The organism is Streptomyces sp. NPDC012510, assembly GCF_042955065.1.
Classification (GTDB): Bacteria; Actinomycetota; Actinomycetes; order Streptomycetales; family Streptomycetaceae; genus Streptomyces.
The window spans coordinates 96,591-122,270 of sequence record NZ_JBIBEN010000022.1 but is presented as its reverse complement, the minus strand read 5'-3'; the positions used below and the strand labels follow the sequence as shown (position 1 = coordinate 122,270).

The 25,680-nt window shown below is 70.9% G+C and carries 22 protein-coding genes and 1 pseudogene; 13 read left to right on the top strand and 10 right to left on the bottom strand.

The genetic code is table 11. The annotated features are described in order from the left end of the window. Positions 1–227 precede the first annotated feature (227 nt). Complete coding sequence (locus ACFY9I_RS33075) at positions 228–956, bottom strand: Mut7-C RNAse domain-containing protein (RefSeq protein ID WP_391008277.1); 729 nt, start codon at positions 954–956, stop codon at positions 228–230. Positions 957–1,209: 253 nt separating this feature from the next. Then, entirely contained in the window at positions 1,210–1,968 is a 759-nt protein-coding gene (locus ACFY9I_RS33070) for a hemolysin III family protein (RefSeq protein WP_391008275.1), read from the bottom strand. Positions 1,969–2,319: 351 nt separating this feature from the next. Here ACFY9I_RS33070 and ACFY9I_RS33065 point away from each other — a divergent pair, with 351 nt between their 5' ends. From ACFY9I_RS33065 to ACFY9I_RS33035, 7 genes are all read left to right on the top strand, one after another. Further along, positions 2,320–4,146, top strand: coding sequence for a phosphoenolpyruvate carboxykinase (GTP) (locus ACFY9I_RS33065; RefSeq protein ID WP_391008273.1), 1,827 nt, complete (start codon positions 2,320–2,322; stop codon positions 4,144–4,146). 394 nt (positions 4,147–4,540) lie between these two features. Next, the gene (locus ACFY9I_RS33060) at positions 4,541–5,530 is read left to right on the top strand and encodes a protein kinase (protein ID WP_391008271.1); all 990 of its coding nucleotides are present in this window, start codon (positions 4,541–4,543) and stop codon (positions 5,528–5,530) included. Continuing rightward, complete coding sequence (locus ACFY9I_RS33055) at positions 5,517–6,071, top strand: hypothetical protein (RefSeq protein WP_391008269.1); 555 nt, start codon at positions 5,517–5,519, stop codon at positions 6,069–6,071. The genes ACFY9I_RS33060 and ACFY9I_RS33055 overlap by 14 nt, the downstream gene beginning before the upstream one ends. Positions 6,072–6,249: 178 nt before the next feature. Beyond that, positions 6,250–7,371 carry a hypothetical protein gene (locus ACFY9I_RS33050; RefSeq protein ID WP_391008267.1) on the top strand — a complete coding sequence of 374 codons (1,122 nt, stop codon included), beginning with the start codon at positions 6,250–6,252 and terminating at the stop codon, positions 7,369–7,371. Positions 7,372–7,446: 75 nt separating this feature from the next. Next, entirely contained in the window at positions 7,447–8,208 is a 762-nt protein-coding gene (locus tag ACFY9I_RS33045; RefSeq protein ID WP_391008265.1) for a VWA domain-containing protein, read from the top strand. A 1-nt stretch (position 8,209) separates the two neighbouring features. Beyond that, positions 8,210–8,998 carry a protein phosphatase 2C domain-containing protein gene (locus tag ACFY9I_RS33040; protein ID WP_391008263.1) on the top strand — a complete coding sequence of 263 codons (789 nt, stop codon included), beginning with the start codon at positions 8,210–8,212 and terminating at the stop codon, positions 8,996–8,998. An 809-nt stretch (positions 8,999–9,807) separates the two neighbouring features. Continuing rightward, positions 9,808–10,968: a hypothetical protein gene (locus tag ACFY9I_RS33035; protein ID WP_391008261.1), complete on the top strand. Its 1,161-nt coding sequence runs from the start codon at positions 9,808–9,810 to the stop codon at positions 10,966–10,968. On the opposite strand, the gene ACFY9I_RS33030 is transcribed toward ACFY9I_RS33035, so the two are convergent. The 3 genes from ACFY9I_RS33030 to ACFY9I_RS33020 all read right to left on the bottom strand — a co-directional run bounded on the left by ACFY9I_RS33030 (position 10,952) and on the right by ACFY9I_RS33020 (position 13,049). Further along, a complete protein-coding gene (locus tag ACFY9I_RS33030) occupies positions 10,952–11,140 on the bottom strand; it encodes a multicopper oxidase domain-containing protein (RefSeq protein ID WP_391008259.1) in 189 nt (62 codons plus the stop codon). The two genes, ACFY9I_RS33035 and ACFY9I_RS33030, sit on opposite strands and share 17 nt — an antisense overlap. Before the next feature lie 166 nt (positions 11,141–11,306). Beyond that, a complete protein-coding gene (locus ACFY9I_RS33025; RefSeq protein ID WP_391008257.1) occupies positions 11,307–11,729 on the bottom strand; it encodes a hypothetical protein in 423 nt (140 codons plus the stop codon). 108 nt (positions 11,730–11,837) lie between these two features. Next, the gene (locus tag ACFY9I_RS33020) at positions 11,838–13,049 is read right to left on the bottom strand and encodes an aminotransferase class I/II-fold pyridoxal phosphate-dependent enzyme (protein WP_391008255.1); all 1,212 of its coding nucleotides are present in this window, start codon (positions 13,047–13,049) and stop codon (positions 11,838–11,840) included. A gap of 226 nt (positions 13,050–13,275) precedes the next feature. Here ACFY9I_RS33020 and ACFY9I_RS33015 point away from each other — a divergent pair, with 226 nt between their 5' ends. Then, positions 13,276–14,142 (top strand): hypothetical protein, encoded by an 867-nt coding sequence (locus ACFY9I_RS33015; RefSeq protein ID WP_391008253.1) that lies wholly within the window; start codon positions 13,276–13,278, stop codon positions 14,140–14,142. A gap of 374 nt (positions 14,143–14,516) precedes the next feature. Further along, complete coding sequence (locus ACFY9I_RS33010) at positions 14,517–15,440, top strand: trypsin-like peptidase domain-containing protein (RefSeq protein WP_391008251.1); 924 nt, start codon at positions 14,517–14,519, stop codon at positions 15,438–15,440. A gap of 44 nt (positions 15,441–15,484) precedes the next feature. Here the strand turns inward: ACFY9I_RS33010 and ACFY9I_RS33005 are convergent, their stop codons facing one another. Together ACFY9I_RS33005 and ACFY9I_RS33000 are read right to left on the bottom strand one after the other, a co-directional pair. Then, positions 15,485–17,104 (bottom strand): amidohydrolase family protein, encoded by a 1,620-nt coding sequence (locus tag ACFY9I_RS33005; protein WP_391008249.1) that lies wholly within the window; start codon positions 17,102–17,104, stop codon positions 15,485–15,487. 212 nt (positions 17,105–17,316) lie between these two features. After that, the gene (locus ACFY9I_RS33000) at positions 17,317–18,591 is read right to left on the bottom strand and encodes an alanine racemase (RefSeq protein WP_391008247.1); all 1,275 of its coding nucleotides are present in this window, start codon (positions 18,589–18,591) and stop codon (positions 17,317–17,319) included. 208 nt (positions 18,592–18,799) lie between these two features. Between ACFY9I_RS33000 and ACFY9I_RS32995 the strand changes: the two are divergent. Together ACFY9I_RS32995 and ACFY9I_RS32990 are read left to right on the top strand one after the other, a co-directional pair. Continuing rightward, a pseudogene (locus ACFY9I_RS32995) lies at positions 18,800–18,873 on the top strand (RidA family protein); the annotation flags it as partial. 98 nt (positions 18,874–18,971) lie between these two features. Next, on the top strand, positions 18,972–19,637 hold the full coding sequence (locus tag ACFY9I_RS32990; protein WP_391008245.1) for a hypothetical protein: 666 nt from the start codon (positions 18,972–18,974) through the stop codon (positions 19,635–19,637). A 92-nt stretch (positions 19,638–19,729) separates the two neighbouring features. Here the strand turns inward: ACFY9I_RS32990 and ACFY9I_RS32985 are convergent, their stop codons facing one another. Then, positions 19,730–21,103, bottom strand: a complete 1,374-nt coding sequence (locus ACFY9I_RS32985) for a M14 family zinc carboxypeptidase (protein WP_391008243.1) — start codon at positions 21,101–21,103, stop codon at positions 19,730–19,732. Positions 21,104–21,558: 455 nt separating this feature from the next. On the opposite strand from ACFY9I_RS32985, the gene ACFY9I_RS32980 reads away from it, so the two are divergent. Together ACFY9I_RS32980 and ACFY9I_RS32975 are read left to right on the top strand one after the other, a co-directional pair. Further along, a complete protein-coding gene (locus tag ACFY9I_RS32980; RefSeq protein WP_391008347.1) occupies positions 21,559–21,960 on the top strand; it encodes an ATP-binding protein in 402 nt (133 codons plus the stop codon). A 427-nt stretch (positions 21,961–22,387) separates the two neighbouring features. Then, the gene (locus ACFY9I_RS32975; RefSeq protein WP_391008241.1) at positions 22,388–23,716 is read left to right on the top strand and encodes an Nramp family divalent metal transporter; all 1,329 of its coding nucleotides are present in this window, start codon (positions 22,388–22,390) and stop codon (positions 23,714–23,716) included. Positions 23,717–23,736: 20 nt separating this feature from the next. Here the strand turns inward: ACFY9I_RS32975 and ACFY9I_RS32970 are convergent, their stop codons facing one another. Together ACFY9I_RS32970 and ACFY9I_RS32965 are read right to left on the bottom strand one after the other, a co-directional pair. Next, positions 23,737–25,044, bottom strand: coding sequence for a hypothetical protein (locus tag ACFY9I_RS32970; protein WP_391008239.1), 1,308 nt, complete (start codon positions 25,042–25,044; stop codon positions 23,737–23,739). Positions 25,045–25,166: 122 nt separating this feature from the next. Then, entirely contained in the window at positions 25,167–25,676 is a 510-nt protein-coding gene (locus tag ACFY9I_RS32965) for a SigE family RNA polymerase sigma factor (RefSeq protein ID WP_391008237.1), read from the bottom strand. Positions 25,677–25,680: the final 4 nt, after the last annotated feature.

The following is a 25,680-nucleotide window of genomic DNA, read 5'->3' as shown; positions in this document are numbered from 1 at the left end:
CGTCGACCGGAGCGATTCGCACGTGCCGGCTCCGTTCGGCGCTGATGAAAAGCCGACGGGGCGCCCGATGTCATCGCCGATCAGGGCGCCCGGCACAGCTCGTCGTCATCCCTCTGTTGTTCGATATGTCGTTGTACGGTCGCAAGACTGGCGTGACAGTAAGAGGGGATGCCCATGGTGTCAACGTGGCGAACACAAACGATTCCAGATAGTGATCATCGCCCGGCTCATCCCGTCCGCGTGCGCAACGCCTCCCGCACGATCGCCTCCAACTTCTCGTGGTGCGCGCCCTTCCAGTACGCCTGTCCGCACTCGTCGCACTGCGCGAAGACGTCGTACGAACGCCGCGTACCGCCCGCCAGCCGGTCGGCGACCTCCTCCTTGGTCGCCGGTTTCAGCGTCCCGTTGCAGGCGGTGCAGCGCGTCCACGGCCGCAACTCGGGTGCGAACCTGTCCAGTACGTCCCGCAGTTGCTCCTCAGGCCGGGTGCTGTAGACGTACGCCCCCGACCACAGCTCCCGCCGCCGCAGCAGCCCTCGGTCCCGGCTGAGCATCACCCGTCGCTCGGCGGCGGACCGTGCGGCCAGTGCCGGGTCGCCGATGTCCGTGGACTCGTACGCCGCGTCGACCCCCAGCAGCCGCAGCCGTCGCGCGAGGGTGCCGAGGTGGACGTCCAGGAGGAAGCGGAGCGGGGCGCCCGGAATGCGTTGGGGGCGTGCGACGGGGCGTACGGTCACCGACTCGCCGTCCGCCGGGATGTGTGACACCGGCTTCTCGCGGCCGTCGACGACGAGCGCGCCGACCTCCGTCAGCGGCACACCGAGGGATTCGACGACATGACCGAGCGTGGACACCCCGTCGGTGGCCAGAGGCGTAGCACCGCCCCCACGCCTGCCGTGCGCGACGAACAGAGCGAGCTCGGGGGCGACTTCGACGTGGATCTCGGCTGCTTTCACCTGGTCAGGATGGCATGGGGGAGTGGCGCCGGCTCAGGGATTTTCCCCAGGGGTGCCGGCCCCGTACCGCTCGGCACTTCCCCTCGGCCGGTCCCCGCGGGAAGGCCGTACCGGACGGTGTCCAGGGCGTGGGCGACGAGTTGGCGGGTGTCCTCGTCGCTCCGTCGCCGCTCACCCGTCTCGGCGTCCGGTCGCCGGTGGCCGCGACCTGAGGGTCGCGGGCACCGAGGAGAGGCTCCGGTCGTCCCGGGGGTCACGCGTGCTGGTACGCCACCAGTGAGATCCCCACGTAGTGCGCGATGAACGCGGCGAGGGTGAAGGAGTGGAACACCTCGTGGAAGCCGAACCAGCGCGGCGACGGGTCGGGGCGCTTGAGGCCGTAGATGATTCCGCCGGCGCTGTAGAGGAGGCCGCCGACGATCACCAGGACGAGGACGGCGATGCCGCCGGTGCGCATGAAGTCGGGCAGGAAGAAGACGGCCGCCCAGCCCATGGCGATGTAGCAGGGGGTGTAGAGCCAGCGCGGGGCGCCGACCCAGAAGACCCGGAAGACGATCCCGGCGAGCGCGGCCCCCCAGATGCCCCACAGCAGCCACTGGCCCTTGGTGCCCGGCAGGAGCAGCATCGTCAGCGGGGTGTAGGTGCCGGCGATGATCAGGAAGATGTTGGCGTGGTCCAGCCGGCGCAGGACGCCGTCCATGCGCGGGCTCCAGTTGCCCCGGTGGTAGAGCGCGCTCACGCCGAACAGCAGGCAGGCGGTGAGGGCGAAGATCCCGCAGGCGATGCGTCCGCGGGTGGAGTCCGCGAGCGCGGTGAGCACCAGGCCGGCGACGAGCACGGCCGGGAACATGCCGAGGTGGAGCCAGCCCCGGAGCTTGGGCTTGATCTCGTCGGTGATCTGGTGGATCTCGTCGGTGAGCTGGTGGGCGATCTGATGCGACAGGGAGCGCGCGTCGGGATCGCGGCCGTCGGCCGGCGTCTCCGTGTGCGCATCGGGGACGGACGCAGTCATGTCCTGCATGGTACCTACGGACCCGTAACTTACGGGACCGTGCGGGCCGTTCGCGCTCCCGGAAGTGGCCATCATCTCACGCGGTCCCCTCGATGGGGATACCTGAGCGCCCAGCTGTGCACTTGGAGTGACGTGGAGGTCACGCACGGAGGTCTCCCGTGGGGCGACTGGGGAGTGGCGATGGTCACGATGCTCACGTGTGAGGCCCTCTGGACATATGGGCACTCTCATCGGATGATCAAATGAGTGCGGTCGGCACCGGATGAGCGCCCTGAGATCCAATCCGTGAAGCATCCGGGTCGCAGCCCCCACGGGGCCTCCAACAAAAAATCCCTCATTTTAGGAGCAATCGTGGCGCGCGACATCGCGGCTCCCTCTTCAACCGTCCCGACCACCCACCGAGAACTCGTGGCGTGGGTGAACGAGATCGCCGAACTGACGCAGCCGGACAACGTGGTCTGGTGTGACGGATCCGAGGCCGAGTACGAGCGCCTGTGCGGGGAGCTCGTCGCCAAGGGCACCTTCCGGAAACTCGACCCGATCAAGCGCCCCAACTCCTACTACGCAGCGTCCGACCCGACCGATGTCGCCCGGGTCGAGGACCGTACGTTCATCTGTTCGGAGAAGGAGGAGGACGCGGGCCCGACCAACCACTGGAAGGCCCCCGCCGAGATGCGGGAGATCTTCCAGGGCGAGAAGGGCCTGTTCCGGGGCTCGATGCGCGGCCGGACCATGTACGTCGTCCCGTTCTGCATGGGCCCGCTCGGCTCGCCGCTCTCCGCGATCGGCGTCGAGATCACCGACTCCGCGTACGTCGCCGTCTCCATGCGCACGATGACCCGCATGGGGCAGCCGGTGCTGGACGAGCTCGGCTCCGAGGGCTTCTTCGTCAAGGCCGTGCACACCCTCGGCGCCCCGCTGGAGCCCGGCCAGGCCGATGTGCCCTGGCCCTGCAACAGCACCAAGTACATCTCCCACTTCCCCGAGAGCCGCGAGATCTGGTCGTACGGCTCCGGGTACGGCGGCAACGCGCTGCTCGGCAAGAAGTGCTACGCCCTGCGCATCGCCTCGGTGATGGCGCGCGACGAGGGCTGGCTCGCCGAGCACATGCTGATCCTCAAACTCACCCCGCCGCAGGGCGAGTCGAAGTACGTGGCCGCCGCGTTCCCGTCCGCCTGCGGCAAGACGAACCTCGCGATGCTGGAGCCGACGATCTCCGGCTGGACCGTCGAGACGATCGGTGACGACATCGCGTGGATGCGCTTCGGTGAGGACGGCCGGCTCTACGCCATCAACCCCGAGGCCGGCTTCTTCGGCGTCGCGCCCGGTACCGGAGAGCACACCAACGCCAACGCGATGAAGACGCTCTGGGGCAACTCCGTCTTCACCAACGTGGCGCTCACCGACGACAACGACATCTGGTGGGAGGGGATGACGGAGCAGACCCCGTCGCACCTGACCGACTGGAAGGGCAACGAGTGGACGCCGTCCTCCGAGACGCCGGCCGCCCACCCCAACGCCCGCTTCACGGTCCCCGCCGCGCAGTGCCCGATCATCGCGCCCGAGTGGGAGGACCCCAAGGGTGTGCCGATCTCGGCGATCCTCTTCGGTGGCCGCCGTGCCACCGCGGTGCCGCTGGTGACCGAGTCCTTCGACTGGAACCACGGGGTGTTCCTGGGCGCGAACGTGGCCTCGGAGAAGACCGCCGCCGCCGAGGGCAAGGTCGGCGAACTGCGCCGCGACCCCTTCGCGATGCTGCCCTTCTGCGGCTACAACATGGGCGACTACATGGGCCACTGGGTCGATGTCGCCAAGGGCAAGGACCAGTCCAAGCTGCCGAAGATCTACTACGTCAACTGGTTCCGCAAGAACGACGAGGGCAAGTTCGTCTGGCCCGGCTTCGGCGAGAACAGCCGTGTCCTGAAGTGGATCGTGGACCGGCTGGACGGCAAGGCGGAGGGTGTGGAGACGCCGATCGGCATCCTGCCGACGCCGGAGGCGCTGGACACCGACGGGCTGGAGCTGGCCGCGTCCGACCTGGAGTTCCTGCTCACGGTGGACAAGGAGGTCTGGCGTGAGGAGGCCTCGCTGGTGCCGGAGCACCTCAACACCTTCGGTGATCACACGCCGAAGGAGCTGTGGGAGGAGTACCGGGCGCTGGTGAGCCGCCTGGGCTGACCCCCGCGTTGATGCTCCGCGGCCGGCCGGGTATGGGTTGCCCTGACCAGCGACGTCTCCTCGGCCGGTCGCGGAATTCCTTGTGCGCCGGGTTGTTGGGTGAGGTGCCCAGGAGCTCGGGGGTTCGGGTCCGTGGGCGGGTGCGGGCCCGGTGGAGCTTCTCGCGCGGTTCCCCGCGCCCCTGAAAAGCCGGGGCTGCGCTTTCAGGGGCGCGGGGAACCGCGCGAGAAGCCCCCACTCACCCGCACCTGAAGAACGCACCCAAGGGGGTCGAAGGGGCACCGCCCCCGGGATGGGACGGGTAGGGGCGGAGGGGGCGAAAAGCGCTCCCGCTGACCGGATTTCGCGGGACACTCGGGACATCCGCACCGAACCCCGAAATGAGGTGACCGGGGTGCGCACACCCGTAAGTGACCCCATGAAGATCGGCCCGTACAAGATAGTCGGCCGCCTCGGCTCGGGCGGCATGGGCTGGGTCTATCTTGGCCGCTCCCCCGCCGGCCGAGAGGTCGCCGTGAAAGTCGCCCGCCCCGAACTCGCCGCCGAACCCGAATTCCGCGAACGCTTCGCCCGCGAGGTGGCCGCCGCCCGCGTGGTCAGCGGCGCCTACACCGCCGCCGTCGTCGACGCCGACCCGCACGCCGAACTCCCCTGGCTGGCCACCCTGTACGTCCCCGGCCCCTCCCTCGCGGAAGCGGTCCGCGCCGACGGCCCGTTGCCCGAGGCCCAGGTCCGCCCCCTCGCCGCAGGTCTCGTCGAGGCCCTGCAGGCGATCCACGCCGCCCATGTGATCCACCGCGACCTCAAGCCGGCGAACGTTCTGCTGGCCCAGGACGGGCCCCGCGTCATCGACTTCGGCATCTCCCGCGTGGACGGCGCACCCGGCCTCACCCGTGCCGGCGTGGTCGTGGGCACCCCGTCCTTCATGTCGCCGGAACAGATCCGAGGAGACCGGGTGGGCCCGCCGAGCGATGTGTTCTCGCTGGGCGGGGTCCTGGTGTACGCGCTCACCGGCCGGCCTCCGCACGGCAGCGGGGAGGGCGTGCGCGTGGAGGTCGCACGAGGGGAGCCCCGGCTCGACGGCGTACCGGCGGGACTGCGGCCCCTCATCGCCCGCTGCCTGGCGAAGCGGCCCGAGGAACGGCCTGGACTGGCCGAGATCCTGGCGGAGTCGGTGGGGGAGAGCGTGGCAACCGAGGTGTGGCCGCCGCCGCAGGTGGCGCGGACCATCGAGGTGCGTCACGAGGAGTTGAAGGACCGGCATCGGCGCCGTACGACGAGCGAGTCCGTGCCCTCCTGTCTGCTGCTGCACGCCCAGGCGCTGCTCGACGCGGGACTGACAGACGCCATGGTCGCCGGGGCGGTGGTCCGTGACGGTGCCTGACTCCTCCTCGGGCCGTGAGTCGTACCCCGGCCGTGAGTCGTACCCCGGCCGTGAGTCGTACGCGGGGCGTGACTCCTTCCCCGGGCGGGACTCGTATCCGGGGCGCAACGCCGAGATCTACGACCTCGGCTCCCACTGGCGGCAGTTGGTGCAGAGCTGGGTGGCCCGGCGGAATTACCACACGGTCCACGACACCGTCTCCGTTTCCCTGCGATTCGATCTGCATGAGGCGGGGCGGATGGTCACGGTGAGATTCATGACCACCAAGAAACTCCTGGTCGCCTTCGCCACGGACGGGAATTTCCTGCGGCAGGACCAACTCGCCATAGCCGCCGCCGCGTCGAACGCGTGGAATACCGAACAACTGAACCCCATGCTTTCGGTGTGGGACGTACGCGGGCCGCGCCCATGTCTCGCCGGAGTCTGCGATCTGCCGTTGACATGCCGTATCACTCAGGTGGATTTCGACGCGCTGGCCAATGACTGGGTGGACCGGGCGCGACAGATGTTCAGTCGTTGTCATCAGGTGTTCAAGTTGTAGAAGTGAAAAGCATACTGATCGAAAATCGGCGTAACTCGCCGTAAGTCCGTCGGCGGAATTCTTCAAACCCTTCCGGCCGCCCCGCTGTCTGCTCCACTATGCGAGTGGGCTTTTTCGGGGCCGCGGGGGCGTGCCTTTCAGGCCACGGGGGGTTGGTGCGGTGAGTGCGATCGGGCGTTTGTCGTTGGTCGGTGCGCTCGTGGGGCTTCTGGTCGCGACGGTTCCGGACGGACCGGCGGTGGCGGAGGCCGAGTCGTGCGACGACCGGCTCACCGAGCAGTTGGCGTGCTGGGCCGAGGTGATCAAGGACGGCCCGGTCGTGATCACGCTGGACGCGCCCCTGGCCTACGAGAACGTCGACGAGCGGCAGCGCCACGACATCCAGACGCTGCGCGACGACCGCCATTCGCTCGTGGTCCAGGTGCGCGGCGGCAAGCGCACGGGCGAGGGCGGTACGGCCCTGCTGGTCCTGGCCGAGGGGCGGCTCGTCCATCCCGAGGCCAGGATCGACCGGCTGCGGCCGGGCCCGCTCGACGAGCTGAAGGACGCGGGCCTCTGCGCTGAGCGGGGACCGTTGTGCGAGCTGATCGAGCGCAAGGACGGCCGGCCCGAGACCCTGGACGGTCAGGCGCTGATCGACGCGGGACTCGCCGCCGACCACTCCACCCACGTCGACGCCCTCGGCCCCGTACCCGGTGGCGCCTCGGACCCGTCCCGACGGGAGCCCTCCCCGGCCGGGCCCAAGTCGCCCACACCCGGTCGGGAGGCGGAGGACACCCCCGACGGCGAAGCCTCCGGATACGGCGGTTCCACCTGGACCGCCTTCTGGATGGCGCTCCTCCTCGCTCTGCTGCTTCTCGCGTTCGTGATCGTGATCCGGCGCTCCAGGGGCCCGGTGGCCGTGGGCCACCGAGCGGCGTCGCCCGGGCGGGTGGTCGGTGGCCCCGCGCGGGCGGCGCCGGCCCACGCGGCGCGCGTCGGAGGCGCGGGCGGGGTCGCGGGCGGCGGCGAGGACGAGCGCACCACCCGGCTGCGGATCGCCCCCGCGCCACGCCACGGACGGCAGGTGGGAGCCCGCCCGGCGCACGCGCGGACCGCGGTGGTCCGCACCGAACTGCACCCGCAGGGCTATGTCGAGATCGACCGGGTGCTGCGCCGGGCGGTGTGGGCCGAGCCCGGTCGGCCGCCGCCCGCGCCCGGCCAGCACGTCGACGTCACCGACGCACGGGAACGCGATTCCGACGTCCTGTACGCCTTCCCGCCGACCGCCGCCCGGCACGCGAAGGGCACACCCAGGTGACCCCGGCCGCGCCGCCGGCATCCCGGCGCCGACAGCGCCACCAGGCACACCAGCACCACAGCAGGGGGACCAACGATGCACAGCGAATACCCGCCCACGCTGCCGGCCGAGTACGCCGACATCGAGTTCGAGAACAACGCGCAGCGCATGCCGCTTGTGCTCTGCCTCGACACGTCCAGCTCCATGGCGGGACAGCCGATCCAGACGCTCAACAACGCGCTCGCCGAGTGGACCCGGGAACTCCACGACGACGTGAGCCTCAGCTACAGCGTGGAGGTCGCCGTCGTCACCTTCGGCGGGCAGGGAGTCGGCGCGTGGCGAGGTCCCCAGCTCCTCGACCCGCGCACCCGGACGAGCCCCTTCATACCCGCGCACGCCTTCCAGGCGCCACAGCTCACGGCCGCCGGAGTCACCCTGATGACGGAGGCGCTGGAGCTGGCGATGCACATCGTCGCGGCCCGCAAGAGCGAGCTGAGGGCATCCGGGCTGCAGTACTACCGGCCCCAGATCTGCCTGGTCACGGACGGTCTGCCGACCGACCCGACCGGTCATCTCACCGACTCCTGGCACCGGTTGGTGCCCGTACTCGCCGAGGAACAGGGTGCGCGGAGGTTCCGGCTGTACGCCATCGGGGTCGGCGGGATCACGGACAGGGGGGAGCAGGTGCTGCGGGCGTTCGCGCCGAAGTTCAACGCGCGACTGCAGGGATTCCCGTTCCGGGAGCTGCTGCAGATGATGTCCGCCAGCGCCAACGCCGAGCAGAAGGGGGCGGGTGACGAGGTGTTCGAGAAGATCTTCAGCCAGTTCAAGACACAGCGCCCGGCCTGGGAGGCGTGAGGTGACCGCCGCCGCGCCCTGGCGGATCCACGGCCTGAGCGTCGAGGGCTACCGGCACCGCCGCCAGGGCCTGCCCTGCCAGGACGCGTGTGACGCCACCGCGACGCCCTCCGTCGCCGTGCTCGCCGTCGCCGACGGGGCCGGCAGCCGGCCCCGGTCGGAGGAGGGCGCGCGGCTCGCGGTGCGGCTCGCGACGGAGTATTTCGCGCGGCGGGCCGAGGCGGCTGTGGAGGTGCGGCCGGGGGCGGCCGTGCACGAGCTGCTGCGGGACGCCCTGGACGACGTCAGCAAGGACTTCCTCGACCGGACCGGCGCCGACGCGCAGGACTTCGCCACGACGCTCACGGTGGTGGTTCTCGCGCCCGGCTGGATCGGGCACCTCACCGTGGGGGACGGGTTCGTCGTCGTACGGGCCGGGACGGAGGAGGGGGAGCGGCAGTTCCATCTGCTGCCGCAGGCCGCGGCGGCCAGTGAGTACAGCAACGAGACGGTGTTCCTGACCTCGCCGGACGCGGCGCGCTGGACGCACACCGAGTGCGTGCTCGACGACGGGGTCGACGGGGTGCTGCTGTCCACGGACGGTCTCGCCCAGGCCATGCTCAACCGCCAGGCCGGCGGCGTCCAGTCCCCGAACACCTCCTTCGCCGACGCCGTCTTCCGCTCCCTCGACACCGCCCCCGACGACGCCCAGGACACCAACCTGGCCGCCCTCCTCCGCTCCGACCGCCTCACCGCCCTCAACGCCGACGACAAGACCCTGCTACGAGCGGTACGCACGAGCGGGCGATGAACGGGCCCGGCCGGCCACGGCCGACGGCTGTGGGGAGGGCGTGTGAGGACATGGCCGGACGCGGCGGGCGACGGCGGCCGACTGCGGAACGGGGGGCGGGACGGTGACGAGTGGGGGCACCGGCCTGGCCCGGGCCGGCTCGTCGGCGGGTGCCGGGTGGGGGGTGCGCCGGGCGTGGCGGCGGGCGCCGACGCCGACTGCGGGGGCGGTCCCTGGTGGTGATGACGGGGCGAGGTCGGTGACGGGCGGAGACGACGGCCCGGTGAGGGGCGGAGATGACGGGTTGGGCCTGGTGGAGGACCGGGGCGGTGGTTCGGGCCCGTGACGGGCCCGAGCGGTGAACCGGGCCGGGATGGCCTGGCGGCCCGACGCTGGGCCTGCGCCCTGCCCCGGCTCTGGCTTGCCGGACTGTGCCGCACGGGGTCGGCGGCGGCCCGTGAGGGCGCGGCGCGGTCGGTGGTGGCTCGGGACGGTGGGGCGGGGTCGGTGCGGGACCCCGCACGTGAAGCCACGCCGTGCGGTCGGCGGTGGCCCGTGGGGGCGCGGCGCGGTCGGCGGCGGCCCGTGAGGGCGCGGCGCGGACGGCGGTGGCCTGTGAGGGCGGCGCGGTCGGTGGTGGTCCGGGACGGTGGGGCGGGGTCGGTGCGGGACCCCGCACGTGAAGCCGCGCCGTGCGGAGGACCGGGCAGGGCGATGGGAGGGGACGGCGGCAGCCGCCGGTGGTCGTCCGTCGCCACCCTCTCCGATCGGCCGCGCCCGGCGGCCGTGACGCGTGACGATCGGCTCGACGAACACTCGGAGGTACGGCCATGAGCGGCCGCACGGTCTTTCTCGACAGCAGGCGGGTCACCCTGGCCGAGTTGCCCCTGAAGGGCGGTGGGCAGGCGGCCGTGTTCCCGGTGGAGGGGGACACGGGGATCGTCGTCAAGATCTACCGGGACACGCCCGGGCCGGACCAGGAGCGGCGGCTGGCCCGCATGCTCACCATGTCACCGCTGGCCGCCCGCCCCACGGACGCCAACCAGCCGCCGGAGCTGGCCTGGCCCACCGCGATCGCCCGGGGCGCGAACGGCGAGTTCCTCGGCTATGCGATGCGCCGCTTCGGGGAGCCCCGACACGTCCAACTGGTCGGCCTGTACACACGTGTCCAGCGGCTCAAGCTGTTCCCGGACCGGGCCGACTGGCGGTTCCTGCTGGGCGTCGCCTGGAACCTCGCCTTCATGACGGCCCGGATGCACCACGACAACCTCGTCATCGGCGACTTCTCCAGCAGCAACGTCGTCGTCGACGCCAACGGTTTCGTCACCTTCCTCGACTGTGACTCCATCGCCTTCACCGACCCGGTCACCGGCGAACTCTTCCCATGCATGATGCACACCACCGACTACTCGTCCCCCGAGCGTCAGGCCGGCGGCCCCGCCACCCGGCAGAGCGACGACTTCGCCCTCGCCGTGCTCGTCTACCAGTTGCTCACCGCCGGCAACCACCCCTTCGGCGGGGTTCCGCACGAGAGCGCATCCGAGTCGACCGTCAAGGACAACATCGCCGCGAGCTGCAGCTATGTCGTCCGCCCCGAGCGCGTCACCATTCCACGCGGCACCATCGACCCGTCCGTCCTGCCGCCCGAACTCCTCACCCTCGCCAAGGCCGCCTTCGGCCCCGGCGTCCAGGACCCCGCCGTCCGGCCCCCGGCCGAGGCCTGGCTGCGGGCCCTCGACAAGGAACGCGGCCAGATGCGCTCCTGCACCGTACGGCCCCTGCACACCTACGGCTCCCACCTGCCGACCTGCCCGTGGTGCACCCGGGCGGCGGTCACCGGGCACGACGTGTTCAACGGCCCCCGCCCCGCGTCGATGCCGGTCCCGCCGCCCCCACCGGACCAGCCCCCTTCCCCGTACGCCGCGTTGAAGGTGCTGGCCATGGTGCTCGGGGTGGTGCTGTTCATCGTGCTCCTCACGAACCTCGGCTGAACCCGAACCCCGCGTGCGCGTCGTGGCCACCGGGCCGCCCGGCCCGTCGCCCTTCCTCCACCACGACGAACTGGCCCATCATTCCGACGTCCTCGTGGTACAGCAGGTGGCAGTGGTGCACGTACGGCGCGTCCGTGTCAGCCGGGCCGTCGAAGTGAAGAGCCAGCTCCATCGTCGTCCCTGGCCCGCTCCGCGTCGGCGTCTCGGCGGTCTTGTCCGGTCGGGACCGCTACGAGAACGGGCCGAAGGGGCGCGGCAGCGGCGGCCGGCGCACCAGGCCGGCGCGCACGGGTTTCCTGAGCCGCCGGGTGCCCGAAGGGGGCAGGGGCCCCTCCGGCTCAGTGGGTGGCCAGCTCGCGGGGCGACGACTCGTCGGCGGCGTGCGCGTCCATCCGCTCGGCCGCCAGGATCGCCGCCGCCGTGTCCGCCCGGGACGCCGCGACGACGAGGGCGCGCCCCGCCAGGGTGTGGGCGCGACGGTGGAGGTCGTCGACCTCGCGACCTGTGGCGGCGTCCGAAACGGAGCGCACCGGCGGGCGCCCGCCCCGCAACCGGGCGACCTGCGCGGACAGCCGCTCCGCGGCCGCGTCGAGGTCCTCGGAGGGGGCAAGTGCGCGGAGTTCGTCCGTCGTCGCCAGCAGCGCCGCCAGATGACCCGCGAGCTGGATGTCCAGCTCTTCCTCGCGCGAACGGTGAGGGAAGTCGGAGGAGGTCGTGCCGGCCATCGCGTGGACCGACTTGGTGCGGATCGGCTCGTACATGGGATGGCCTCCAAGCTTGCGGAGGACCAGCCTACCTTAGATTCCGTCTAAAGTTGAGCGAGATCCGAAAACGTCGGGCCGTTGCGCTCCCGTACCCTTCGTGCCGTGTCACGCCTGCCCGTACCCGTCAAGGAAGTTACCGATCCGGGTGATCGCGGACCGTAGGTCCCCGACCGTCGGCAGGGTGACGACCCGGAAGTGATCGGGCTCGGCCCAGTTGAAGCCGGTGCCCTGGACAACCATGATCTTCTCCTGGCGGAGCAGGTCGAGGACCATCCGACGGTCGTCCTTGATCTTGAAGACGTTCGGGTCGAGGCGCGGGAAGAGATACAGCGCCCCCTTCGGCTTCACGCACGAGACGCCCGGGATCTGCGTGAGCAGCTCGTACGCGACGTCCCGCTGCTCCTTCAGCCGCCCACCCGGCAGCACCAGGTCGTTGATCGTCTGGCGCCCGCTGAGCGCGGCCACCACCCCGTGCTGCCCCGGCATGTTCGCGCACAGCCGCATGTTCGCGAGGATCGTCAGACCCTCGATGTAGGAGTCGGCGTGCGCGCGCGGCCCGGAGATCGACATCCAGCCCACCCGGTAGCCGGCCACGCGGTACGCCTTCGACATGCCGTTGAACGTGAGGGTCAGCAGGTCGGGGGCGATCGCGGCGGTCGCGGTGTGCGTGGCACCGTCGTAGAGGATCTTGTCGTAGATCTCGTCCGAGCAGACGAGGAGGTTGTGGCGGCGCGCGATGTCCGTCAGACCGCGCAGCATCGCCTCGTCGTACACCGCGCCCGTCGGGTTGTTCGGGTTGATGATGACGATCGCCTTGGTGCGGTCGGTGACCTTCCGCTCGACGTCCGCGAGGTCGGGCATCCAGTCGGACTGCTCGTCGCAGCGGTAGTGGACCGCCGTACCGCCGGACAGGGAGACCGCCGCCGTCCACAGCGGGTAGTCCGGGGACGGTACGAGAACCTCGTCGCCGTCGTCGAGGAGACCCTGCATCGCCATGACGATCAGCTCGGAGACGCCGTTGCCGATGAAGACGTGCTCGACGTCCGTCTCGATGCCGAGGGTCTGGTTGTGCATGACGACCGCCCGGCGCGCGGCCAGCAGCCCCTTCGCGTCGCCGTAACCGTGGGCCGACGACACGTTGCGGAGGATGTCCTCCAGGATCTCGGGCGGGCACTCGAAGCCGAACGCCGCCGGATTGCCGGTGTTCAGCTTGAGGATCCGATGCCCCGCCGCCTCAAGCCGCATCGCCTCCTCGAGCACCGGGCCCCGGATCTCGTAACAGACGTTGGCGAGCTTGGTCGACTGGATCACCTGCATGTCCGTGAGCTTACGGCCCGGTAACGCGTTCCGGGCCGTGTTTTCCACCACGTGAGACAACCGCTATACCCCGAAATGACCCCCCACTGTGCCCCGGCCCTCCTCCTCTCTACAATCCGCGAGCAGGTCCGGCCATCCCCCACCACACGGCCGCTGACCGCAGGACGCAGGGCCGTACGGCATCGCGACACGAAGGCGGCGCGACGACATGAATGGGGTGGGCGGCGTGGACAGGGCGCACGGTCCGGACCGGAACAACGCCGACATCCGGAGACCGCCGAACGTGTACCACCCCACCGGCGACCCTCGCGCCACCCCCGCCTACGACGCCTTCGTGGACCCGGCCACCGCCCACGGCTGGCAGAACGCGTACGACGACACGGTCCAACTGGACGAGGTGGTGCCGGGCGGTCGGGAGGAGGCCGGGCCCGGGGCGGGGGAAGGCGGTTCGGGTAAGGGTGGTTTCGCCGTGGGGCAGGGGCCGATGCCGTACCGGGAGGCCGAGGCGTACGCGACGGGGGCGCCGTACGGGGACCAGGCGCCCAACGGAGGCGAGGGGCCGCACGATGCCGGTGGTCCGGGGGCGGCCGGCCGGACGGGCGGTGCGGAGGGTCTGGGCGCGGCCGGGCGGCGGGCACGGCCGGTGGACGGGCGGCGGGCCACGCTCGGGCGGCGTCGGGCCCGGCGGCGCGGGGCTCTGATCGCGGGCGGTATCGGCGCCGCGGTGCTGGTGGGCGCGGCCGTGACGGGACTGGCGGGGCTCGGCCCCTCGGAGGGCCCGAGCGCCCCCACGCCCCTGGAGTCCACCCCGGCCGACACCGGGTCCGCCGGCACGGAAGCGGCCTCCCCGTCGACCGGCGGATCCTCCGACACGGCGGACACGGCGGACACGGCTGCCCCGGGAAGCTCCTCTCCCGACATCTCCACGACCCCGTCCTCGGCCGCCACCACCACCGGGCCCTCCGACTCCACGTCCCCCACCCCGACCACCACCACCTCGTCAGCCTCCTCCGCCACGCCGGCCTCCTCACCCCGGGGCAGGGCCAACGGCAACCAGGGGCGCGGCCAAGGCGCGACGAAGGGGCCCAAGTAGCCCAAGTAGCGGGGCCTCTCCCGCCTGGCAGGCATCGCACAGGCGTGTCCGGTCGACGGCGAGGCATGCCGAGCCGTCCGCCGGGTCAGCCATAGGAAGTGACGAGGCCCCGTGAAGTGCCGTCAGGAGCGGGTGAGCTGACGCCTCGTCCGCCGCTCCGAACCCTCAGCTCCTTCCGTCACCCTCACCCTCACCCTCACCCTCACCCGCTACCGTCACCCCCCTCACCCCTGGCCGAAGATCACCCGTCCGGAACCAACTCCTTGCTCGCCCCACACATCGCCTTCACAATGCGCATGACAAACTGCGATGGCGGGACGATCTTCGTCACTCGCGTCACTCGCGTCACTCACGTAGTAAGAGGGGACCCCCACATGAGAAAGCCTCTCGCAGCCGCGCTGTTCGCCCTGGTGATCACCGGGGCGGGCGCGGCGCCCGCGACCGCGGCGCAGGATGCCGCGGCCGCGTCGCCGGGGAAGTCGGCCCAGTCCGGGAGCGCGGTGACGGATGTCGTCGACTCCACGACCTCCCTGGTCAACGGCGTCCTGGCCGGCCCCAGCGTCCAGGCCGTCAACTTCGCCGGCACCGTGTCGCTCAGCAACTGCTCCGGCTCGGTCGTCCGGATGCCCGACTCCGAGGACAACGACCCGGCGCTGGTGATGACCAACGGCCACTGTCTGGAGACCGGCTTCCCGGCCCCCGGCCAGGTCATCGTCGACCGGGCCTCGACCCGCACGTTCGGCCTGCTGAACTCCTCCGGCACCCGCGTCGGCACGCTCCGCGCCAGCAAGATCGCGTACGGCACGATGACCGACACGGACATGGCGGTGTACCAGCTCACCACCACGTACGCGCAGATCAAGAGCGCGTACGGCATCGACGCGCTCGTCTACGACACCACCCGCCCGGCCGCCGGCAAGGCCATCAGCGTCGTCTCCGGGTACTGGAAGCGGATCTACAGCTGCTCCGTGGACGGCTTCGCCCACCGTCTGAAGGAGGGCGACTGGACCTGGAAGGACTCCATCCGTTACACCTCCGCCTGCAACACCATCGGCGGCACCTCGGGCTCCCCGGTCGTCGACAGCGCCACCAACAAGGTCGTCGGGGTCAACAACACCGGCAACGAGGACGGCCAGCGCTGCACCGTCAACAACCCCTGCGAGGTCGACGCGAACGGCACCGTGACCGTCCGCCGGGGCATCAACTACGCCCAACAGACCTGGCACGTCCCCGCCTGTTTCGGCGTGGACAACAAGCTCGACCTCTCGGCTGAGGGCTGCGTGCTCCCCAGGCCGTAGCGCTCGCGCGGTTCCCCGCGCCCCTGACGGGGCGCGGGTGCGGTTCAGGTGCTCCGCCGGATCGCCCGGCCCGCCAGTACGTCCGTCCGCCGGCCGTCCTCGATGACGAAGCGGCCGTCCACCAGGACGTACGGGATGCCGATGGGCAGGGTGCGCGGCGCCTCGTACGTCGACCCGGCGGCCACGGTCGCCGGGTCGAAGAGGACGAGGTCGGCGCGGTACCCCTCGCGGACGCGTCCCCGGTCCGCGAGGCGGAGCCGCTCGGCGGGGCGCGCGGTGAGGTGGGCGACGCATTCCTCCAGGGAGAGAACCCCCAACTCCCGTACGTAGAGCCCCAGATAGTGGGGGAACGCGCCGTACGCCCGCGGGTGCGGCTTGTCGCCGCGCAGGACGCCGTCGGAGCCGCCGGTGTGCACACGGTGGCGCATGATCGCGCGAACGTTCTCCTCGTGGCCGACGTGCTGGAGGATCGTGGAGCCGAGCCGGTCCGTGAGGAGGAGCCGGCGGGCGGTGACCCAGGGGTCCTCGCCGTGCGCCGCGGCTGCTCGGGCGACGGTCCTGCCGACGTACGACGACAGCGCGGGGTCGGTGACGCCCGAGATCTCGATCGTGTCCCACTCCACGGGCACCCCGTGGCAGCCGTCGGAGCCGACGGCCTCCAGGTGATGCCGGATGCGTTCGGCCGTCTCCTCGTCCGCCAGCCGAGCGAGGACCGCCTCCGGGCCGCCCTCGCTCGCCCAGCCGGGCAGCAGCGCCACGAGAGTCGTGCAGCCGGAGGTGTAGGGATAGGTGTCCAGGGTGATGTCGGCGCCGGTCGCGAGGGCGTCGTCGAGAAGGGCGAGGAGTTCCGGGGCCCGGCCCTCGTTCACCCCGAAGTTCATGGTGGCGTGGGCGAGGTGGAGGGCGCAGCCGGCCTCACGGGTCAGCGCGACCATCTCCTCGTACGCCTGGAGCGCGCCCGCCCCGTACGAGCGGTGGTGCGGGCAGTAGTAACCGCCGTACTCGGCGACCACCCGGCACAGTTCGGTGAGTTCGGCGTCCTTGGCGTACCTGCCGGGGGCGTACGTGAGCCCTGACGACATCCCGACCGCGCCCTCCCTCAGCCCCGCAGCCACCAACTCCCGCATAAGGTCCAGTTCTTCGGGCGTCGCCTGCCGGTCCTCCCAGCCCACGGCCAGCATGCGCACCGTCCCCTGCGGAACGAGGTACGCGGCGTTCACGGCGATCCCCTCGCCCCCGAAGCCGTGGTCGAGCCGGTCCAGGTACTCGCCGACGGACCGCCAGTCGAAGTCGATGTCCTCGCCGTAGCCGTTCCAGCCCGTGATCGCGCGGCGGACCTCTTCGAGTGTCCGGTCGTCGACGGGCGCGTACGACAGGCCGTCCTGGCCGATGACCTCCAGGGTCACCCCCTGCGCCGCCTTCGCCGTGTGCTCCGGGTCCCGCAGGAGCGCGAGGTCGCTGTGGGCGTGCATGTCGATGAAACCGGGGGCCAGGACCAGACCCTCGGCGTCCAGCTCCCGCTGTGCGGTAGGACGCTGGCAGCCGGCGGCCGCGGCTTCCTTGACGATGGAGGTGATCCTGCCGTCCGCCACGACGACGTCGGCGCGGTAGGAGGGGGCGCCGGAGCCGTCGACGACGTCGGCGTCGCGGATGACGAGGTCCATGGGGCTCACCTTCCGGTGGGGGTGCGGTCAGATCGCCTACGGGGAGGGGGCTGAGAAGGGTACGCGGCCGCGGGCGCGTCGTGGCCGCGCGCAGTTCCCCGCGCCCCCCCGCGCCCCTTCGCCCCCCGTGCCCCTCCGCCCCTTGCGGCCCTGCGGCCCGCCAGGGCGCGCGGCCGACACCCGCGCTCCGCCTCAGAAGCCCGCGCTCCGCCTCAGAAGAAGGTGCGGACGTAGTCCACGACCGTCCCGTCCCCCTCGACCACCGGAATCAGCGGCCACTTGTCGAACGAGGTACAGGGGTGCGACAGCCCCAGGCCCACCCAGTCCCCGACGTCCAACTCCGCCCCCGCCTCCGTGCGCAGCCACGCGTGCTGGTCGGAGAGGCCCGTCACGGTGATGCCGGTGGCGTCGCGGACCCTGCCCGTGGCGGCGTCCCGTACGACCTCCGCCGACGGCAGGTTCAGGTCGTACGCGGCGTCACGCTTGCCCGCGTTGGCGAAGGCCTGTGCGTCGGTCGGTCGGGAGACGATCTGGGCCCAGAGGCGGAAGGCGGGCTCCAGCGCGCCTTCCTCCGGAACCCGGTTGAAGGGGGTCACCCGGCGGTAGTGGCCGGCGTCGTGCGAGACGTACGCACCCGAGCGCAGCAACTTCAGGACGGGCACGGACAGGTCGGGGATTTCGGCGAAGACCTCGGCCACCGTGTCGAACCAGGCGCTGCCGCCCGCGCTGACCACGATCTCCTCCAGCCCCGCGAACCGCCCCGCCTTGTCGAACTCCACGGCCAGCGCGGTGAGCCGGCGCAGCCACGCCCGCACCCGCTCCGGGTCGGCCTCCGGCACCTCGCCCTCGTATCCGGCGACCCCCACCAGCCGAAGCGTCCCCACCCCGGCGACGGCGTCCGCGACCGCGGCGCACTCGGCCTCCGTACGGACCCCGGTCCGCGCGCCCTCGCCCGCGCCCAGCTCCACGACCACGTCCACCGGGCGCGTAGAACCCCGGAGCGTCGCGTCCATGAGCTCCACCCCGCGCACGGAGTCGACGTAGCAGACGAACCGGAAGGACGGGTCGGCCGCGAGTTGGCCGGCGATCCAGCGCAGGGCGGCGGGGTCGACGACCTCGTTGGCCAGGAAGACCCGCTCGATCCCGAACTCCCGTGCCACGCGCACCTGGTGGGGCACGGCGAGGGTGATGCCCCACGCGCCGCGCTCGATCTGCCGTCGGAACAACTGGGGCGCCATGGAGGTCTTGCCGTGCGGGGCGAAGGCCAGGCCGTGGCGGGCCGAGTAGGTCTCCATCAGCGCCAGGTTGTGCTCCAGGCGCTCGGCGGAGAGGGCGAGCACGGGGGTGGTGAAGCCGTCGTCGAACAGGTTCCGGCGCTGGGCGGCCAATGCGGCCACGGTCAGTCCGTCGGCGTCCGGCGGGAGGCCCTTGAAGCGGTGGTCGACGCGTTCGGCGGCCAGACGGGCGAGCGCACCGTCGTCCTTCATGGGAGCCTCCCTGGTGAGGTCTGTTGCATGGATGTTGCCACGCTCATTGCATATGACGTTCACCGCTGTCTCACACACGCACCGGCGCCGTACCAGACGTCCCGGATCGCCCGGTCACCGTCAGCCCGAACAGCCACACACCCTCCAGGTCGCCGGCCAGGTCGGCTTCCTCCCCGCAGTCGAGGGCCGACCCCCGCCCCCGCCGGCCCCGGCAGCCCGCACGACGGTCTACGCCGGCTCCCGGCGGGCCTCCTGATCGAGATCGACGCGCTGGCGGTACTGGACACGTGGGTGTCGGTCCGCGCTTTGTGGAATCCAGATACGGACATATGCCCGGCCCGACTGTTCCCGGCACAGGATCGTCGACCATACTGCCCGCTGTGGAGCAGCGCATCGGTTCGAACAACCAGCCCCTGGCCGCCGCCGCGGTCGACCCGTCGCACATCCCCGGACTCACGGCCCCGGTGTCCGTGAAGAAGGAGAAGCAGGAGGAGCCGGAGGACATCAAGCCGACGGAGTCCGTCGAACCGACGGAGCACGAGGACCCGGACGAGGCTGCCCCGGAATCCGGGGCCGGGGACGAGGACGAGGCCAAGGCCAGAACCGAGGCCGAAGGCGAGCCAGAAGTCCAGGACGGGGACGCGGCCGACGACGCGGACGAGGCCGGCAAGGCGGACGCAGCCGGCAAGGCGGACGCGGCCGACAACGAGGACGCGGAGGAACCCACCCCCGACGGGCCCGTCTTCGAGGCCTCCGACCGCCGCGCGAAGATCGTCGCCGACAGCCGTGGCGTACGGCTGCGCCTGGACGACCAGGAGTGCGAGTTCGGCTGGGACGAGATCGCCGCGATCGAGACGGAGTCCCCCCGCTTCGGCAAGCGTTTCACCGTCACGGTCCACACCCCCGACAGCCGCTGGTACCCGATCGAGATCGAGGCCAAGGCCAAGTCCGAGCACGCCGGGTGGGAGAAGCGGATCGACGAGGTGCTGGACGCGTACTTCGACGACGGCTCTGACGAGAAGGAGTCCGAGGACAGCGCCCCGTAAGGGGCGTGGGGAACTGCGCGACCGGCCACGACCGGCCCGCAGTTCCCCACGCACAGAAGCACCCGAGCTCTCACCGGCTCAAGCGGCGCTGCCTAGCCGCAGTACTGCGCTTCCTTGCCGATCGAGCGGTACATGCAGTCCGAGTTCTCCAGCAACTGCAACACCGCGTCCCGGTTCCGCGCGGTCTCCCGGGCGATGACCTCGTCGGGCGGGTAGAACCCGCCACCCCCGGCCGACCCCGGATACATCTCGAACGTGTACCCGAAGATCTTCTGGCTGCCCCACAGCCAGTCGTCGATCGACCCGTCCGTGATGTAGAGGTCGCTGGACTGCTCGGGCGTGTACCCGTTGCTCGCGGCCATCTTCCCGCCGACCGTCGCGAACGCGTTGCGGTCGTCCGCCGTCATGCCCGTCGTCGTGTTGGCCGTGGTGTACCCGAACGGCCACAGCACCAGCTCGCTGTACGTGTGGAAGTCGATGCCGGTCTTGATCTGCTGGACCCCGCCGACGACCCGGCTGCGGACGAAGTTCGCGACGACCTTCACCTCGGGCGCCGACTCGGCGGCCGGCCCCCGGTAGGTGTCCGAGGACGAGGACCCGGAGGAGCCGCCGCAGCAGCCCCAGCGGTAGTTCCAGTTGCGGTTGAGGTCGGTGCCGACGTACGACGAACCGCTGTTGGGCTGCCGGTTCTTGCGCCACGAACGGTACGAGCCGGTGGCGACGTCGTACTCGCCGCCGTCCGGGTTGATGTCCGGGACGATCCAGATCTCGCGGTTGTTCACCATGTTGGTGACCCGGGAGTCGGTGCCGTAGTCGGAGGTCAGCTCATTGAGCAGGTAGAGCGCCATCTCGACGGTGAGGTGCTCACGGGCGTGCTGGTGGTGGGTGAACAGCACCTCGGGCTCGGGCTCGTCCGTCCCCACGTTGTCACTGATCTTGATGGCGACGATGTTCCGGCCCTGGTACGAGGTACCGATGACCCGCTGGCTGGCGATGGAACTGTTCGCCGCGACCACGGAGTTGATCTCGTTCGTCATCTCCGCGTAGTTGTGGTACCGGGAGTCGGCGGACGGGAAGTCGAAGAGCCGTACGTCGTCCTCGCCGTTCGACCGGTCCGGTACCGCGCCGAGCGGCGTGACCTCGTAGCCCTGCTGCTTCAGCTTCTTGATCTGGTCCGCACGGCCGGAGACGAACACCGAGTGGTCGTCGGCGTCGTCCACGGTCACGCCGGCCTTCTGCAGCGCCGTGCGGGACTCGGTGTCCGAGTGCATGTGGACCTCGTACTGACGGATGTCGTCGGCCGAGGCCTTGGGCCGCTCGGCGCTGGTCGCCGTCGCGTCCGTGGTGGTCGCGGCGACCGGGGCCGCGAGGGCCAGCGCCAGCAGGGTGGCGAGGGCGGCGGTGCGGCGGCCTGATCTGCCCGTGCCGCCGGGTGTCGCCGACCTGCCGCGTATTCGGAGTCGCATGAAGTCTCCTGTTTTCTCCAGGGATTCCGGGGTCTCCGGAAGTGGGGAGTGGAGCGGGGGGTGGATCCTTGCGACGTGCCTGGGGCCCTGCCGATGACCGTGAGGTGCCGGACGGGCCCCGGTGCGGGTGTGGCGCTCATGGTGCGGCTCTGGCATGACCAGGTCAAGAGTGGCGTTGGCCGACGGCGGGTTCCGCATGGCCGGAACGGGCGGGGATCGATCCCCTCACTCGCGGCGCGCGTAAGCCGTACACGACCGCGTACACGTCCATCGGGCCCGTATTCCCGCAATTCCGGACGTACCTGGGCGGAAAACAGGTATATGCACGGCCGGAAACGGGTAATCCTCCCCGTGTGCCGGGTACCCGCGGCGGCAACCCTGGAGGCATGCTGCAACTCTCCGGGGGACTCCTTCCGGATTCCGGCCCCCATTTCGCCTCGTACCCCCAACCACCCATGGGTGCGGGCCACCTGAGTGTCGAGTACGACCCCCTTCCCAACGCTGCCGCGCAGGCCCGCGCGGAGGTGCGCAGGCAGTTGGAGGCATGGGGACTGCTCGACCAGACCGACACGGCGGAGCTGTTGGTGAGCGAGCTGGTCACCAACGCGCTGGTGCACGCGGAGAGCCGACTGAAGCTGACCCTGTCGGCCTCGCACGGCGTACTGCGCTGCGAGGTGTCGGACACAGACGGCCGCCCGCCCCGGGTGCGCCGGACGACGGAGATATCAGAGAGCGGCAGAGGAATGTTCCTGGTGGACGCGCTCGCCGGGCGCTGGGGCTGCCACCAGGACGGGCCGGGCAAGACCGTGTGGTTCGAGCTCGGCACATGCGGGTCCGACGGCTGTGGTCGACCGTAGCGCTCCGCTGGGCTGGGCGGCCTTGGACTGTTCCTGAGGCTTCGGACTGTTCGGACGCTTCGGCCGCTCCTGAGGCTTCGGCTGCTCCGGCGGCGGTCGGTTCACCGGGGCGTCACCGCCTGGGTTCCGGTGGCTTTCGGTTTGTCGGGGCGTGATCGCCTGGGTTCTGGCGGTTGGTCATGCCGCCGGGGTCGCCTCGGCTCGGGTTCCGGCGGCTTTCGGTTGCCGGGGCCTGACCGCCCGGGTCCTGGCGGCCGGTCAAGCCGCCGGGGGCACCCTGCCGGTCAAGCCGCCGGGGGCACCCCGTTTCCCGACCGGCGGCGTCGGCACCGCGCCGAGACACCCCCGAAAGCGGCAAGATCACCACCCGCTTCCTTCACCGCACGCCCTCTTGTGCCCGCCCCCGCTATGCGCTTTCTTGATCCGCATGGCTGACACCACGGACAACACGGCTACCGGGGCCGGGACTTCGGCACCGCGCAAGTCAAGCTGGAAGTACATCGGTCCGGGCATCGTCGTCGCCGCGACCGGCGTCGGTGCCGGCGACCTGGTCGCGACCCTCATCGCGGGCAGCAACTTCGGCTACACCCTGTTGTGGGCGGCCGTCATCGGCTGCCTCGTCAAGATCTCCCTCGCCGAGGCGGCCGGCCGCTGGCACCTGTCCACCGGCCGCACCCTCTTCGACGGCTGGGCGAGCCTCGGCCGCTGGACGACCTGGTTCTTCGTCGTCTACGTAGTGATCTGGGGCTTCGTCTACGGCGCCGCCGCGATGTCCTCAAGCGCCCTGCCCCTCCAGGCGCTGTTCCCGGACGTCATGGACCTCAAGTGGTGGGCCGTGCTGTGCGGTCTGAGCGGTCTGGTCTTCGTCTGGTTCAACAAGTACGAGGTCTTCGAGAAGGTCATGACGGTCCTGGTGGGCGTCATGTTCGTGGTGACGGTCTACCTGGCGATCCGCGTCACCCCCAACCTCGCCGACGCCTTCGCCGGCCTCCTCCCCGTCCTCCCCGACGAGAAGGACTCGATCCTCAACACCCTCGGCCTGATCGGCGGCGTCGGCGGCACGATCACGCTGGCCGCGTACGGCTACTGGGTCAACGCAAAGGGATGGACGAACACCGGCTGGATGAAGGTCATGCGCCTCGACAACCGGGTCGCCTACATCACGACCGGCATCTTCGTGATCTCGATGCTCTTCGTCGGCGCCGAACTGCTCCACTCCGCGAACATCGCCATCGCCAGCGGCGACAAGGGCCTGATCCAGCTCGGCGACATCCTGGCCGACGAATACGGCACGGCCACCGCCAAGTTCTTCCTGATCGGCTTCTTCGCCACCTCCTACACCTCCCTCATCGGCGTCTGGCACGGCGTCAGCCTGATGTTCGCGGACTTCGTGGAGCGGTTCCGAAAGAGGGGCGAGGCGACGGGCGGGGAGACGGCCTCCGGCCGGGAGGTCGCCTCCGGCCGCCACGAGAAGTCCTGGCCGTTCCGCGCCTACCTGCTCTGGCTGACCTTCCCGCCCATCGTCCTGCTCTTCCAGGGCCAGCCGTTCCGCCTGATCATCATCTACGGCGTCCTCGGCGCGGCCTTCCTCCCCTTCCTCGCCGCCACCCTCCTCTGGCTCCTCAACTCCTCCCGCACACCCCGCGAATGGCGCAACGGATGGGTCAGCAACGGAATGCTGGCGATCGCGGGCCTGCTCTTCCTGGTCCTGGCCGTGAAGCAGATCTGGGACCAGCCGTGGGGGAACTTCTTCTGAGCCCGGGGGCGCAGGGGCGGCTAGCCGAGCTCATTCCACCTCTCGCTGGTCGCGATCTCCTTGAGCTGCGCCATGGTGAGCGCCGGGGTGTCACGGGTAGCCGCCGTGTGCTGGGCGCCGGAGTTGAAGGCGCTGATCACGACCCGCAGCCCGTCCGGGCGAAGCGTGTCCACGGTCCACTTGACGACCCCCTCGCCGCCCTTCTCGCCGGGCTCCTGCCGCGAGGCGACCTTCGTACCATCCGGCAGGGTCTCGGCGCCGGAGCCGAACAGCGAGTCCGCGAGGTCCGCCATCCCCGGCTGCACGTTCATCTGCACCAGGCTCCGCCCCTCGCCGTCGTCGAGGACGACATACGCGAAGTCCGTCTCCTGACCGCCCTTGTCGACGACGTCCACACCCTCGGGAAGGAGGCCGGTGAGCGTCTTCTGGATGGCGTCGCCGTCGACCATCGGAGCGTCGACGGAGGCCGAGCCGGGTGACTCGCCGGCCCCGGGCTCGGATCCGGGAGCCCCGGCGGAGGAGCTCTCCTTCTTCTCCGGAACGGCGTCGATGGCCGTGCGCCAGGCCGGGGCCGTGACGATCTCCTTCAACTGGGCCGTGGTCAGGGGAGGTTCGTGCCGGGTGATCGGCGCGTCCTTCTGCGCCTCGGCGTTCCACTCCATGACGCTGACGTCGTAGCCGTCCGGAGTGACCAGTTGCGCGTACCAGTGCTTGGTGTCGACCCGGCGGTCCGGGTACTCGTACCCCTGGAAGAGCATCAGCCGCGACCCGTCCGGCAGGGTGCTCTCCGCGCAGGAGTCGAACGAGACGAACGCCTTGTCCGGGCACTCGGTCAACTGCCGGGCGTGCTCACCGTCCGCCTCGACCCGCCCGAGCCCGACCTGCACGGCCGCCCCGCCCTTGCCGTCGTCGTACACGACTTGCGCGTACGGCCCCAGCTCCGCGCCCGTGCCGCGCGCCGCCTCCCCGCTGAACTTGCCCTTCGGCAGCAGATCCTTGAGCGTACGGACGAGGTCCGCGCCGGACACCTTGCCGTCATCCTCCCTGGGCTTCGGCTCGGCGGACGGCGCCGCCGCCACAGACCGCTTGTCGTCGGTGCCGGCGCCCATGGGCAGCAGCACCGCCCCGCCCACTCCGACGAGCGCGACCCCGGCCACCCCGCCGGCCATGGCCGCCCGCCGCCGGAACAGCCGCCGCCGACCACGGACGGCTCCGCCGCTGACCATGGCGTGGGCGTCGGTCTCGTAGGCCCCGCCTGCTCGGCGCAGGGCGTCTCCGAGCCGCCCCTCGAAGGGGTCTGCGGGGTCTTCGTGCTGGTCAAAGGGCATGACGAACCACCGTATCTGCGAGTGGGTGTGGGAGTGACTGTGCGCGTGACCGTGGGAGTGACTGTGGGAGTGGCTGTGGGAGTGGCTGTGGGCGTCGGCCGTTGCTGCGGAGTGGCGGGTGCTCAGGGGGTGACGTATTCACCGATGCCGTCCCCGAGGAGCACGCGCAGTCGACCGAGGGCGCGGACACACCTCGTCCGCACCGCCGACGAACTGGCGTTCATCGCCGCGGCGGTCTCCTCGATGGACCGGTCCTCCCAGTAGCGCAGGACGACCACGGCCCGGTCCTTGGCGGACAGTTGGGCCAGCGCCTCGACGAGCGTGAGCCGCAGGGAGGAGTCGGAGCCGGGCGCGGCGGGCACGTCCGGGATGACATCGGTAACCCGCTCCCTGCTGCTGCGGCGTCGCTGGTGGGTGAGGAAGGTCCTGGTCAGCACGGTCTGCGCGTACCCGGCCGGGTTGTCCGCCCGCCGCACCCGCCCCCACTTCACATACAACCGCCCGAGCGTCTCCTGCACGAGGTCCTCGGCGAGGTGGGTGTCCCCGCCGGTGAGCAGACACGCGGACCGGTAGAGGTGCCCCGCGCGCGCCGCCGCGAACTCCTGGTATCCGTCCGCGCGGACTTGTCTCATCTGT